The sequence below is a fragment of the Streptomyces lanatus genome, assembly GCF_014655715.1.
GTDB classification, from domain to species: domain Bacteria; phylum Actinomycetota; class Actinomycetes; order Streptomycetales; family Streptomycetaceae; genus Streptomyces; species Streptomyces lanatus.
Genome location: NZ_BNBM01000010.1, coordinates 318,679 through 331,393 on the forward strand (window position 1 = coordinate 318,679; position 12,715 = coordinate 331,393).

The window sequence follows — 12,715 nt, forward strand, 5'->3', positions numbered from 1 at the left end:
GGTGGCCGGACTTACTGCGCGACCTGGGTGATCTCGTACGGCTGCGGCTGCTGCGCGCCGTGCGGGTGCTGGTCACCCTTGTAGACCTTCAGCTTCGAGAGCATCTGACGGCCCAGGGAGTTCTTGGGGAGCATGCCCTTGACGGCCTTCTCGATGGCCTTCTCGGGGTTCTTGTCCAGCAGCTCGTCGTAACGGACGGAGCGCAGACCACCCGGGTAGCCGGAGTGGCGGTACGCCATCTTCTGGGTCCGCTTGTTGCCGGACAGGTGCACCTTGTCGGCGTTGATGATGATGACGAAGTCACCGGTGTCGACGTGGGGCGCGTAGATCGGCTTGTGCTTGCCGCGGAGAAGGGACGCGGCGGTGGTGGCGAGACGGCCCAGGACGACGTCCTGAGCGTCAATGACGTGCCACTGGCGAGTCACATCGCCGGGCTTGGGGCTGTACGTACGCACTTCGCAGCCTTCTTCTTCAGTGGATGGGTGCTGACACATGGCATCACTGAAGCGATCGTGCAGCTGGGGACGACAATGCCGGGGACGCTGCCCGTATGCCGCCCACTGGTAACTGCTCCAGGGAACCTAGGTAGAGGCCACTCCCGTGAGAATGAGCAGGCCAATACACAACGAACACGCAGGATACCTGCGGCGCCACGGCCGGGTCAAAACGGGTCTGCCCGATTCAGCCCCTCCGGCGTTTGAGGAGCGGGGGTCCAGGGGGCGGAGCCCCTGGAGGACGGGACGGGTAGGGGCGGCGGGGGCGAGAAACTCCCGCCGGCCCGCCAGCAGCGCACCGCGACCGTGACCGCCACCCCACACAAGGTCACCGCGTCCCGAAACGCCCGCCGCTCCACCGCCTCCAGCCCGGGCCACACCACCCCCGGCAACTGCGGCACCATCGCCATCCACAACCACGGCCCCCGCCCGACCGCTCCCGCCACCAGCAGCGGCACCACCACCAGCAGATAGTGGTCGTACGACGGCCGGGACACCAGAAACGCGGACAGCATCAACATCACCGCCGTCTCCACGATCCGCGACGCCCCCGCGCCACCGTCCTCACCCTCCCCACCCCGCCACCGCCGATAAGCACACCCCACCCCTACCCCCGCCATCCCGAACCCGACCACCGCGGCCACCACCCCCGGCGCCCCCACCCGCGCCAGCACCGCCCCCGGCGACGCCTCATAGAGCCGTACGAACCCGTCGTCCCCGCGCAGCAGAAACGGCAGGGTCCGCGTGAAGAACCCCGCAGGGTCCGGCATCAGCAGCCCCGCTCCCACCGACGCCACCACCGGCACCCCCACCAGCGCCCCCAGCCCCCGCCACCGGCCCGCGAACACGAACAGCAGCCCCATCGGCGCCAGCAACGGCTTCAGCGCGATCGCCGCCCCGCACACCACCCCCGCGGCCACCCACCGCCCCCGCCCCGCCAGCAACAGCGCGAGCGGCAGGGCGAGCGCCGCCGTCGCCGTCCAGTTCCCCAGCAGGACGAGGTGGGCGAAGGGAGCGAACCCCACCGCGAGGCCGATCAGCCCCAGCGCCGCGAAACGAGTGCGCAGCCCCACACCGTGCAGCCGTAGCGCGCACACCCAGCCGCCCACCAGACACCCGACCACCGCGACCGGCACCACCACGCTCAGCACACCCCGCGGCACCATCGCCTGCGGAGCCGCCGCCAGCACCGCGCTCGGCAAATAGAGAAAGTGGGGGTCGTCATACGGCGACCCTCCGGCCAGCCACACCCTCGCCGCCCGCACGACGATGGCGTTGTCCATCCCTCCGTCCGAGGTCACCCGGGCCGTACGCGTCACGAGGGCGCCCAGTACGACCCCGAGCACCACCCACAGATGCCACGTGGCGCGTCGTACCAACCACCCGGAGATGTCGCTTTTGCGCTCGCTCACCACGTGAACGCTAGGTGCCCATGCGCCTCTTGGGGCGGACCGGCACACCCGTGGGCCGTCTAAGATGCGCCCCATGAGCTATGGGCAGCAGGGGGGACCCCAGTCCCAGTGGGATCCCTGGACACCGCATTCCCAGCAGCCGTGGAACGACGGCGCCGATCAGACTCCCGACTGGGCCGCGCTCGCCGAGGCTTCCGAGACCCGCAACAAGCGGCGCCGGCTGCTGTTCATCGGCGGTGGCGCGCTGGCCACCGTCGCCATCGGTGCCGCCGTCGCCATGGCCGTGGTGTCCGCGAACGACAGCAACTCCGCCTCGAACAAGCCGACTTCGGAGCTGCCGGGCGAGACGACCTCGGCCCCGTCGTTCGCGCCGACGAGCGCTCCGCCGCCGCTGGACCCGAAGGACTTCATCTCCAGCAAGAGCAAGGACACCGCCCCGCTCGGCGCGCAGATCCTCTTCCCCGGCACCCAGCAGCCCGTGGGCGAGACGGTGTACAAGAAGGGCGCGACGGACGACACGAAGAGCTGTTCCGCGGCCACCAAGGGCGGGCTCCCGAAGATCCTCACTGCCAATGACTGCACCCGGTTCCTGCGCGCCTCCTACATCAAGGACGGCATCGCGGCGACGGTCGGCGTGGCCGTCTTCGACACCGCGGCGCAGGCCACGAAGGTCAAGAGCCAGGTGAACACCCAAGAGGACTTCATCCGGTCGCTGTCCGGCAAGGGCATCAAGGACTTCTGCAACTCCACGGTCTGCCTGATGACCTCGAACTCCTACGGCCGTTACGCCTACTTCACCATCTCCGGCTTCACCACCGACCGGGATGTGACGGAGAAGGACACGAAGGTCTTCCGGACCGGCGACGACCTGGCCGAGTTCGCCTTCCAGCAGATCCGCAGGCGGGGCGAGGCGCAGGCTTCGGCGGCGGCGAGCGAGTAGCACCGGCCGGGGCCGACCGACCACCGGTCGGCCCCGAGGCACTCACAGCCTCACGGGCTCACAGTCGCTTCGCGCTCCTCAGCGTCTTCGCGTAGTACCCGTTGCCGTCCAGCCGCGATACGCCGCCCACATCGCCGATCGTCGGCCCGTTGACCTCCTCGCGGCTCGACACGAAGATCAGGTGTCCCTCGGTGTCATGGCCGAGGACCATGCCGACGTGGTCCAGGCGCTCGCCCGTCCGTGTGTCGAGCTTGAAGAAGACGAGGTCGCCCGGCTGGAGCTGGTCGATCGCGGAGGGCCGGTCCTTCGCGGTGATACCGGCCAGCGGCAGGATGTCGACGCCCGCCTTGGAGCGGGCCATGCCATTGGCGGTACGGGGCAGTCCGTCGCCGGAGGTGTCCGAGGACATCAGGGGGTAGCGGGCCCGATAGCCCAGCACCATGCGCATGAAGCCCGAGCAGTCGATCGAGCGGGCCTTCGCGCTCTCCGGCTGTCCGATGACGCCGTCCCGGAACGGGTACTGCATGCCGAGGTAGTCGTAGAAGTCGGACTGCTCCAGGCGCAGGTCGCCGCCCTCGGCGCCGGTCGTGTTCAGCGGACCGAAGTTCGCGTCACCGGCGTAGGCGACCCCCTGCGCGTCCTTCTTCACCGGCGCGCCCGCCACGTACTGGAAGGCGTACGCGAAGATGTCGTCCTTCTTGCTGTCCTTGAACTCGGCGTACCAGTCCTTGAACCACTTCTTCGACTCGGCGCCCTTCTTCCAGGCCTCCGGCATCAGCCGCACCCAGTCCGTGGTGCTGACCTTGGACGCGGTCGAGGTGGGCTCCTGGAAGGTGCGGGCCGGACCGCTCAGGGTCGCGGTGCGGGCGCCGTCCGTGAAGACGGCCTTGATCTGGCCGTCGGAGCCGCGCAGCACGGACCGCGCCGGGTTCTCGAGGCGCGACCAGGTCTCCTTGCCGCTCTCCGTGGCGGCGCCGGTGCTGCGGCCGCCCTCCAGGACACCGACGTTGCGCACCTCGGTGACGCCCTGCTCGTCCTGCTTGCGCAGTTCGATCGTGAGGTAGCCGGAGGTACCGACGAGCGCCAGCAGCACCAGGCCGGTGACTACGGGCCTCGACTTCTTCTTCCCTGCCATCGTTAGCTCCTCGGTTCTCAGACGGTCGGCATGACGCCGAGCAGCAGGCCGGCGGCGACGACGATGTAGGCCATGAGGGAGACGGTGCCGGTGGCCAGCAGCGTGGCCCCCTTGGGCTGGCGCACCATCTGGTAGGCGATCAGGCCCGGCACGATGAAGCCGAGCGTCTGGTTGCCGTACAGCAGCGGGAACTCGATCGACAGCACGATCATCACCGTGGCCTGGAGCAGCACGCCCAGCAGCACCACCGCGGCGAACAGCCGCTTGCCGTACAGGATCACCAGCCGCTGCATGATCTTGGTGCCGCCGTAGGTCAGCGCCGTCACGCCCACGACCATGGCCGCGCGCTGGAGGTCCTCGATGAGGGTGAGCGCGAGCCAGCCGGGCGTGATCATGCCGCCGGGCGACAGGTTGGTCGTGAGATAGCAGAGCAGCGAGAAGAACAGGCCTATGGCGATGCCGAGGGCAGCCATCTCGGGGGTCAGGGCGGCGGTGGTCAACGGGGTCTCCGGACGAAGGGATACGGGTGCGGGCGGCGGGGCGGGCGAGGGCCGGCGGGCGGGTCAGGCGCGCGGCGGGTGTCCCCCTCCGTCGTCGTCCGTCGGCCGGCCGAAGGGGTCCTCGCCGTACGACTGCGCCGCGGGCCGCGCGGTGCGGAACCAGGCCGAGACCTCCGCCTGCCCTGCCCCGTGCGCCTGGCCGTACTGCTGTGCCTCGGCGTACTGCTGTGCCTCGGCGTACTGCTGGTTCCCGGGGTACTGCTGGGGCACCTCGGCGTAGTGCTGCGGCGCCTGGGCCGGGGCCGGGATGGTGATCACCGGGATCTCCTGCGTCTGCGACGCCTGGTACCGCTCCTCGTAGGCGGTGGGGTACGAGGCGTACGGATCCAGGCGCTGCGGCTGATGCGGCGCCGCGGCGACCGCGTCACCGGCCGCCACCTCCGGCTCGCTCTCGTCGGCCGGGAGCTCGGCGAGGTACTCCAGGAGTTCCTCGCCCTGCCCGTGGATGTTGCCGATGGCGACCAGCGAAGAGCCGTCGGACATCCGCCCGAGCAGCGTCGGCATGAACTCGTCCGCCGAGCGGCGCTCGCCGCCCAGGTCGACGGCACGGTCGCGCCAGTCGGCCGGGATGGCGTCGATGGCGCTCTTCGCGGGGTGCCCGATGACGAAGACGTTGTCGGGCTTGAGGTCGGGGATGATCTCGCCCATCTGCCCGTTGCGCTCCACCCGGTCCGGGCGGCAGTTGATCACGACGTTCAGGGGGCGGCGGATCGCGCCGAGGTCGAGCAGCTGGTTGATGTTCATCAGCGTCGACTCGGGGTCGTTGGCCGCGAAGACGTTGGCGAAGGCGAGCCGCTTGCCGTCGGGGGCGACGTACTTCTCCACGGACAGCACACCCGGGTCCGGCGGGGCGTCGTACATGCCCTGCAGCGCGACCTCGCGCCCGACGCCGAGGAGGTCGGCGACGACCAGCGCGATGGCGACGTTCTCCTTGAAGGTGAACCAGCTGAAGCCGCGCAGCTCCTCGTCGGTGACGGTGTCGGGATCGGCGTAGATCAGCTTGCAGTTACGGGCGTCCGCCTCCTCCTGGAGGATGTGGAACCGCTCCTTCTCGGCGGTGACGCAGATGCCGTCCTCCGGCATGGAGCGGCACAGCGAGCGCGCGACGTCGTTCAGGGTCGGCCCCATCTCGGCGAGGTGGTCCTCGCGGACGTTGCAGAGCACGCCGATCGTGGAGCGGATCAGCTTGCTCTGGTTGACCTCCTGGAGGGCCGGCATGACCGCCATGCACTCGATGACGAGGGCGTCGGGGCGGTAGGTGGCGGCGCGGCGGACGATGCCGATCTGCTCGACCACGTTGGCGATGCCGAACTTGCGGTAGACCGGCTCCTCGGTGGCGTCCGGGTGGATGAAGCGCGCCGCGGTGCCCGTCGTCTTGGCCACGGTGACCAGGTCACCGCCGCGCAGCGCGCCCGCGCACAGCCGGGTGATGGAGGACTTGCCGCGGATGCCGTTGACCAGCACCCGGGAGGGGATGGTGTGCAGGGCGGCGTAGTGCCTGCGCTGCTCGATGATGCCCGCGATCAGCAGGAACACCGAGCCGATCAGCAGCACGAAGTAGAGATAGAGCACGGCCGGTCACCTTCCTCCGGCGCCGAGCCGGGGCTCGGCACTCCGGCGCGCCTGGTTCTGTCTGCGGGCCTGCAACTGCTGGCGGACCAGTTCGAGGCTGCGGACGACGGCCCCGACCTCGTCGTGGTAGCGGGGGTACAGCACGGTCTTGAGGTCGCCGTCGGCCAGCTTCTCGGCGCTGCTCGCCAGCGCCCGCAGCGGCCGGACCACGACCAGATGGATCCAGCCCAGGCAGACCACGATCAGCGCGAGCCCGAGCATCCCGGCGAGCACGCTGCGGTCCTCGCGCTCGTACGGGGCGATCTCGAAGTGCTTGGCGTTCTGCCAGCTGACGACGGTCCAGCCGACGTCGGCCGCGACACCGCCGCCGGAGAAGGGAGCCGCGGCGGCGACCGTGACCGAGCGCCCCTCGCGGATGAGCAGCCCGTTCTCCACGGGACCCGCCCCGACGTGCACGCTGCCCGCCCGCACCAGCTCGGTGAGCGACTCGCGCGGCAGTCCCTCGAAGGCGAGGAAGCCGTCGCTGGCGGCGAGGGTGCGCGCCTTGGTGTCGACCACGCGGACCTCGCCGAGCCCGGGCCGGTCGAGAAGGGAGTTGAGGAACTCCACCCGTATCTCGCCGACCAGCGTCAGACCCTTGTGCTCCGGTACGGCGGCCCCGGCCTGGATGACCGGCTTCTTGCCGCCCTCACCGGCGACCCGGATGAGGTCGTCCCCGCTCCAGTCGGCGTGCGGCTCGTCCCCGGCGCGGGCCAGGACGTCGCCGCCCTTGTCGACGACGTACAGGGAGCCGTAGCGGCTGTGCTTGCGCAGGGCGTCGTCGAGTACACCCGTGGTGGCGTCGGGGTCGTCTGCGTCGATCAGCCGGGTGATGGAGACGAGGTCGGCCTGCGCCTCGTTGAGGGCCCGGCGGACCCGGTCGGCGACCAGGTCGGTGCGGTCGCGCTGATCGTTGACCATGGTGCTGGGCACGCTCACCGAGGCGTCGGTGCGATTGAGCAGCAGCCCGACCGGCACACACCACAGCAACAGCAGTACGGCCGTCAGCGCCAGCGGCACCCGCAGCCCGAGCCGGCCCCTGCGGCCCTTGCCGTGGGATTCCGCGTCCCCACCGGACAGCTGCGCCCGCAGCCGCTCCAGGGCGGCGCCGACGCGGGCGGTCTCGCCCCAGCGGGGCACGGCGACGGGACGGGTCAGATCGCCGCGGGCCAGCCGGCGGGACTCCAGGAAGAGCGTCAGCAGGGGCCGCTGCACCGCCCGCCACAGCAGGGCCGCCGCCACCAGACCGAACACCACCAGGACTCCGGCCGCGATCAGCCCGTACAGCTCCCGTTCCTGCCCGACGGCCTGCTCCTGCACCACGGGCAGCATCGCCACGACCGTCAGCCCGAGGCCCGCGCCGACGCTCTCGCGCTGCTCGGGGTCGGCGGAGGCGAGAGAGGCGTATCCGACGGTGGCGATACGGCCGTTGTAGGCGTCGCCCAGCAGGGTGCCGCTGACGCCCGGGTAGCCGCGGGAGCCGGGCTCGCGGGCGCTGACGGGGTCCTGCTCGGTCTCCTTGGCCGCCTGCTCGGACAGCGAGGTCATCTGCTTGTGCAGGAAGTTCAGCTCGCTGCGCTCGGCGTCCGAGTTCAGCGCCTCGGCCTGCTCGAACCCGGCCGTGGCGAGGACCTCGCCGCCGCGGGCCACGACCGCCATGGAGCGGAACGGGCCCAGGTTGATCGCGGGCACCGAGAGGCTGTTGGAGGCGACCAGCAGCTGCTGCGGACGGTCCTTCCAGTCGAGGAGGGCCATGGTCATCAGCCGTACGTCGCCGGTCTTGAGCCGCACCATACGGGGCGTCAGGGCGTGCTCGCCGGTGAGGACGTCCTTGTCCAGCCAGCCGAGGGGAATCGTTTCACCCCGTGCGGCCAGCACCTTGCCGCTCTCCAGGTCCAGCACGGTCGTGCCGGTCCACTTCTGGTACGTCCTGCTCAGGTCCGACAGCACCCGCTCGGGATCCGCGGACTTCGCCGCGTCCAGCGCGGCCGCGGTGCGGTTCAGGTCGGTGACCCGCTCGTCGATCGACGCGCGTAGGGCGATCGCGCCGTCCTGCGCGAAGTACTGCTGGGAGCCCAGCACCGCCTTCGGCACGGCCGGTTCCCCGGCGGGACCGAGCACCTTGGCGGTCAGCCCGGCCAGGGCGAGGATCAGCAGGCACAGCAGCGCGATCGGCGGCCGGATGCCGCCGAGCAGCGGCATGTCCGCGCGTCTGCGCATGCGGCGCCGCCCGCCCCGTGCGGGACGCGATGCGCCTTGGGTTGAAGTCACCGGTGTTTCCTTCGCCTCTTCCGTCTCAGGCGCTCGCAGGAGCCACCGCTGACGCGGGTATGAGACGCCGTCGCTTTAAAAGACCGTCGACACGCGCCGGGGTTGGGTTCCGGCGCGTAACAGCTGCCTGTGTCGCTCGTCACGTCCCCAGGGAGAGCTGCTCGAGGCCGTCGCCGCCGGGGGCGCCGCGGTTGTAGAGGAAGCCGCGGGTCCGGTCCTGGGCCAGCCGGTAGCGGGCGAGCCGGTCCTCGGACAGATCGCCGGGGTGGTCGAGCGCCTCCTGCACATCGACCACGCGGTGGTCCACGACCGCGCCCTCGGGCGCCTTCTGCCCGGCCTCGACCTCCGGCGGGACATCGACCAGCGTGGTCCGGTACCGGGCGCTGACGTCCCAGCCGTCGACCGTCTCCTTGAACTCGAACCAGCCGATCGCGCCCTCCTCGGTGAGGCCGGTCGGCGAGGAATGCCGGGCGACCTGGTTGCCGAGGCTGTAGGCGATCCAGGTGCCGTTGACCTTCTGGATGGGCTGCACCACATGGGAGTGATGGCCGATCACCAGATTGATCCCGGTCTCCTTGGTGAGCCGGTCCGCCAGCTGCAGCTGCGGCACGCTCGGCTCGTTGTAGTGCTCAAGACCCCAGTGCACCGAGAGGATCACCACCTCGGCGCCCTTCTTGCGGGCCTTCGCCTCGGCCTTCTTCACGGCGTCGAAGCCGATCCGGTTGAAGGCCCACTTCTCCTTCTCCGGAGTGGGGTTGAGGAAGGACTCCCAGGAATAGGAGAGGTGGGCGACCTTGACGCCGTTGACGTCCCGGATGTTGATCTGCTCTGCTTCGTCGGGCGTACGCGCGGACCCGGTGTGCCCGAGGCCGACCTTGTCCATCGCGTCCAGGGTGCGCTTCACGGCCTTGAGACCATGGTCGTAGGTGTGATTGGAGGCCGTCGAGCAGGTGTCGTAGCCCACGTCCTTGAGCGTCGTGAGGATCTGCGGCGGGACGAGGAACTCCGGGTACCCCTCGAAGGGGCCCTTGGGCGTACTGACCGGCGTCTCCATGTGACAGATGGCCAGATCGGCCTTGCTGATGACCGGCTTCACCCCGGCCATGAGCGGTCCGAAGTCCAGCCCGGCCTGCCCCTCGCCGGTCTTCTTGGCGTCCTTGGCCGCCTGTTCGACCAACTCGGGGTGGATGAGCACATCACCCGCGGCGGCGACGGTGAACGAACGGCCACCCGCCTTCACCTGCGCCCCGGACGGCTCGGAGGTACAGGCGGCGACGAGGCCGGCCAGAGCCCCCAGAACCGCCACCGAGCGACCTATACGGAGAGACTTACGAAATGTCACCGCGACATATTCACACGCGCCTCACAAGCCAACCCGTCTCTCCAGTCACAGGACGGTCACGTTTCGCTCGCATTCTGGCCCAAACGGTTTTGATCCTGGCAGTGGCCGGTTGCGACACGACATCACCGACAGATTCGGAACATTCGGTTCCACAGGCCCGGGAACTGGTGGACCTCCGCAGCCGGATCCTCGACTACACGGCCGACTTCGCCCCCGACGACCCCTACATGCCGCCCGACGCCGACGAGCGCGAAGACATCGCAGCCGGCGTCGGAAGCCTCCTGGACGGCGACGCAGCGGAGGCGGAGCGCATCCTCGCCCCCCTCGGCCTGGGCGTCACCCGCCTCACCGACACCGACTCGGGCCGCCGATACGACGAGATCGCCGCCCTCCGCAAGGACGGCAAGGCCGCCCGCTGGGGCCGCCTCTACCTGACCGCGGATTCCGCGATCCGCTGGAACGTCCAGGTGCCCCACCCGGTCTCCGACCGAGACACCGAAGCCCTCGGCGTACGGCTCCTGGAGGACGCCCCCTCGGGCTCCCTCGTCGTCGCCGGCGCCCATCGCCGCGCCGGCCGCGGGGACCGCGGGGACGTCGCCCACCGCGAGGACAGCGCCTTCCACACCGTCGTCGTGGAACTCCAGAAGCGCGGGGTGCCCGGCCTCCAGCTCCACGGCTTCGCCGAGTCCTCCGAACGCCCTTACGACGCCATCGTCTCCGGCGGCGCGGGACAGACGGCGTCCGGCGAGGCCACGGCCCTCGCCGACCGCCTGGACTCGGACGGCCTACGGGTCTGCCGGGGCTGGCAGGCGCGCTGCCCCCTGGAGGGCACCACGAACGTCCAGGGCAGATCCGCCGAGCGCCACCACGCCGGCTTCCTGCATGTGGAGCTGGCCCCCGACGCCCGCGACGGCCGGGACGCCGACGAGACGGAGGACGCCTTGATCGACGTACTCACCACATGGTCGGACGACTGACCTTCAGCAGCACCCGGCCTGCCCCGGCAACGACCGCTTGTTCCGCGCCTCTTTGTTCCGGGCCGCGAGCAACTCATCGGCCGGATACCCGACCTCTTCGAGCGTCAGCCCATGCGGCCGTACGACATGCACGGCGGAGTCCCTGACCCGGGCGGCCAGCACCTTCCCCGGCCACTCGACGCCCCGATGCCCGTCGCCCACGAACAGCAGGGCACCGATCAACGACCGCACCATGTTGTGGCAGAAGGCATCGGCCCGGACGGTAGCGGTGATGACCCCATCACTCCCCCGCTCAAGACTCAGCTCCTGCAAGGTCCGGATGGTCGTGGCCCCCTCCCGCTTCTTGCAGTAGGCGGCGAAGTCGTGCTCCCCGATCAGCCGCCGAGCGGCCTCGTTCATGGCGTCGACGTCAAGCGGCCAGTCATGCCAGAGCACATGACCGCGCAGCAGCGGATCGACCCCACCGGGATTGTCGGTGACGCGATAGGCGTACCGCCGCCAAACAGCGGAGAACCGAGCATTGAACCCACTGGGCGCCTCCCGCAGCGCCCACACCCGCACATCCTTCGGCAACCGTCCGGCAAGCCGCTTCAGCAACTTCTCCTGATGCTCACGCCAAACAGCCTCAGGCAGATCCACATGAGCGACCTGCCCCCGAGCATGCACCCCGGCATCGGTACGCCCGGCGACGGTCAGTTCATACGTGGTCCCCCCGGACCGCGTAACGGTCCGCAGGGCATCCTCGACCTCCCCCTGCACGGTCCGCCGCCCCCCGGCCTGCTTGGCCCACCCGGAGAACTCGGTCCCGTCATAGGACAGATCAAGCCGAACACGAACAAACCCGGCCGCGACTTCATCACTCACAAGGAGATCCTCTCAGCAACAAAAAAGCGGGCCCGCCCCTCGAAAGGAACGGACCCGCCCATAGACGCTCAGGCGTCCTTGGACTCCTCAGCCGCAGCCTCGTCCTCGGCCTTGGTCACATCGACCGTGGCCTCAGCAGCAACGTCGGCGTCCTTGGCAGCGCGCTTGGTGGCGGCCTCGGCCTCACCCGTAGCCTGCTGCGCGACCGTCAGCGCCTCCACCAGCTCGATGACAGCCATGGGCGCGTTGTCGCCACGGCGGTTACCGATCTTGGTGATACGGGTGTAGCCACCCGGACGGTTCTCGTACCGCGGGCCGATCTCGGTGAAGAGCGTGTGGACGACGCTCTTGTCCGTGATGACCTGGAGCACCTGGCGGCGGTTGTGAAGGTCGCCCTTCTTCGCCTTGGTCACCAGACGCTCGGCGTACGGCCGCAGACGGCGGGCCTTCGCCTCGGTGGTGGTGATACGGCCGTGCTCGAAGAGCGCCTTCGCGAGGTTCGCGAGGAGCAGCTTCTCGTGCGCGGCACTGCCGCCCAGACGGGCACCCTTGGTGGGCTTCGGCATTTTGTTTCTCCTGTGTGTCTGCCCCGGCCGTGTCAGGTACCGGGGTCAGGAACCCGATGAGCGGCTGCTCACCGGCTACGACCGATCAGTACTGCTCGGTCTCCACGAACCCGGCGTCCGCGTCGTCGTCGGCGCCAAAGGCGTCGGCGGCGGCGGTCGGGTCGAATCCGGGCGGGCTGTCCTTGAGGGCCAGGCCCATGCCGGCCAGCTTCGCCTTGACCTCGTCGATGGACTTCGCACCGAAGTTGCGGATGTCCAGGAGGTCGGCCTCGGAGCGCGCGACCAGCTCACCCACGGAGTGGATGCCCTCACGCTTGAGGCAGTTGTAAGACCGAACGGTGAGCTCCAGCTCCTCGATCGGCAGCGCCAGATCGGCGGCAAGGGCGGCGTCCGTGGGGGACGGGCCCATGTCGATGCCCTCGGCGTCGATGTTGAGCTCACGGGCAAGCCCGAAGAGCTCGACCAGCGTCTTACCGGCGGAGGCCATGGCGTCACGCGGACGCATCGCCTGCTTGGTCTCGACGTCGACGATCAGCTTGTCGA

12 protein-coding genes are annotated in these 12,715 nt (G+C 69.8%); 2 read left to right on the forward strand and 10 right to left on the reverse strand.

Annotated elements, in window-relative coordinates; all coding sequences use genetic code 11:
* Positions 1 to 11 precede the first annotated feature (11 nt).
* Positions 12 to 455 carry a 50S ribosomal protein L13 gene (gene rplM, locus IE325_RS26610; protein ID WP_190072581.1) on the reverse strand — a complete coding sequence of 148 codons (444 nt, stop codon included), beginning with the start codon at positions 453 to 455 and terminating at the stop codon, positions 12 to 14.
* 206 nt (positions 456 to 661) lie between these two features.
* A complete protein-coding gene (locus tag IE325_RS26615) occupies positions 662 to 1,906 on the reverse strand; it encodes a glycosyltransferase family 87 protein (RefSeq protein WP_229912049.1) in 1,245 nt (414 codons plus the stop codon).
* Positions 1,907 to 1,979: 73 nt separating this feature from the next.
* Between IE325_RS26615 and IE325_RS26620 the strand changes: the two genes are divergently transcribed.
* Positions 1,980 to 2,846, forward strand: a complete 867-nt coding sequence (locus IE325_RS26620; protein WP_190072583.1) for a hypothetical protein — start codon at positions 1,980 to 1,982, stop codon at positions 2,844 to 2,846.
* Between the two features lie 58 nt (positions 2,847 to 2,904).
* Here IE325_RS26620 and IE325_RS26625 read toward each other — a convergent pair whose 3' ends face one another.
* From IE325_RS26625 to IE325_RS26645, 5 genes are all read right to left on the reverse strand, one after another.
* The gene (locus IE325_RS26625) at positions 2,905 to 3,981 is read right to left on the reverse strand and encodes a C40 family peptidase (RefSeq protein ID WP_190072584.1); all 1,077 of its coding nucleotides are present in this window, start codon (positions 3,979 to 3,981) and stop codon (positions 2,905 to 2,907) included.
* A 17-nt stretch (positions 3,982 to 3,998) separates the two neighbouring features.
* Positions 3,999 to 4,481, reverse strand: coding sequence for a poly-gamma-glutamate biosynthesis protein PgsC/CapC (locus IE325_RS26630; RefSeq protein WP_019753111.1), 483 nt, complete (start codon positions 4,479 to 4,481; stop codon positions 3,999 to 4,001).
* Between the two features lie 63 nt (positions 4,482 to 4,544).
* Complete coding sequence (gene pgsB, locus IE325_RS26635; protein WP_190072585.1) at positions 4,545 to 6,113, reverse strand: poly-gamma-glutamate synthase PgsB; 1,569 nt, start codon at positions 6,111 to 6,113, stop codon at positions 4,545 to 4,547.
* A gap of 6 nt (positions 6,114 to 6,119) precedes the next feature.
* Complete coding sequence (locus IE325_RS26640) at positions 6,120 to 8,354, reverse strand: HAMP domain-containing protein (protein WP_190072613.1); 2,235 nt, start codon at positions 8,352 to 8,354, stop codon at positions 6,120 to 6,122.
* 208 nt (positions 8,355 to 8,562) lie between these two features.
* A complete protein-coding gene (locus tag IE325_RS26645; RefSeq protein WP_373315224.1) occupies positions 8,563 to 9,720 on the reverse strand; it encodes a CapA family protein in 1,158 nt (385 codons plus the stop codon).
* Between the two features lie 212 nt (positions 9,721 to 9,932).
* Here IE325_RS26645 and IE325_RS26650 point away from each other — a divergent pair, with 212 nt between their 5' ends.
* Positions 9,933 to 10,742, forward strand: a complete 810-nt coding sequence (locus tag IE325_RS26650) for a hypothetical protein (RefSeq protein WP_373315220.1) — start codon at positions 9,933 to 9,935, stop codon at positions 10,740 to 10,742.
* Between the two features lie 3 nt (positions 10,743 to 10,745).
* Here the strand turns inward: IE325_RS26650 and truA are convergent, their stop codons facing one another.
* The 3 genes from truA to IE325_RS26665 all read right to left on the reverse strand — a co-directional run.
* Entirely contained in the window at positions 10,746 to 11,606 is an 861-nt protein-coding gene (truA, locus tag IE325_RS26655; RefSeq protein ID WP_190072587.1) for a tRNA pseudouridine(38-40) synthase TruA, read from the reverse strand.
* Between the two features lie 68 nt (positions 11,607 to 11,674).
* Positions 11,675 to 12,172: a 50S ribosomal protein L17 gene (rplQ, locus tag IE325_RS26660; RefSeq protein WP_190072588.1), complete on the reverse strand. Its 498-nt coding sequence runs from the start codon at positions 12,170 to 12,172 to the stop codon at positions 11,675 to 11,677.
* Between the two features lie 85 nt (positions 12,173 to 12,257).
* Positions 12,258 to 12,715: DNA-directed RNA polymerase subunit alpha C-terminal domain-containing protein (locus IE325_RS26665; protein WP_308437683.1), on the reverse strand; the 458-nt coding region annotated here is incomplete at its 5' end.

Coding starts and splice junctions, on each gene's coding strand:
- IE325_RS26620 (WP_190072583.1), top strand. CDS start 1,980: ATGAGCTATGGGCAGCAGGGGGGACCCCAGTCCCAGTGGGATCCCTGG.
- IE325_RS26625 (WP_190072584.1), bottom strand. CDS start 3,981: ATGGCAGGGAAGAAGAAGTCGAGGCCCGTAGTCACCGGCCTGGTGCTG.
- IE325_RS26640 (WP_190072613.1), bottom strand. CDS start 8,354: ATGCCGCTGCTCGGCGGCATCCGGCCGCCGATCGCGCTGCTGTGCCTG.
- rplQ (WP_190072588.1), bottom strand. CDS start 12,172: ATGCCGAAGCCCACCAAGGGTGCCCGTCTGGGCGGCAGTGCCGCGCAC.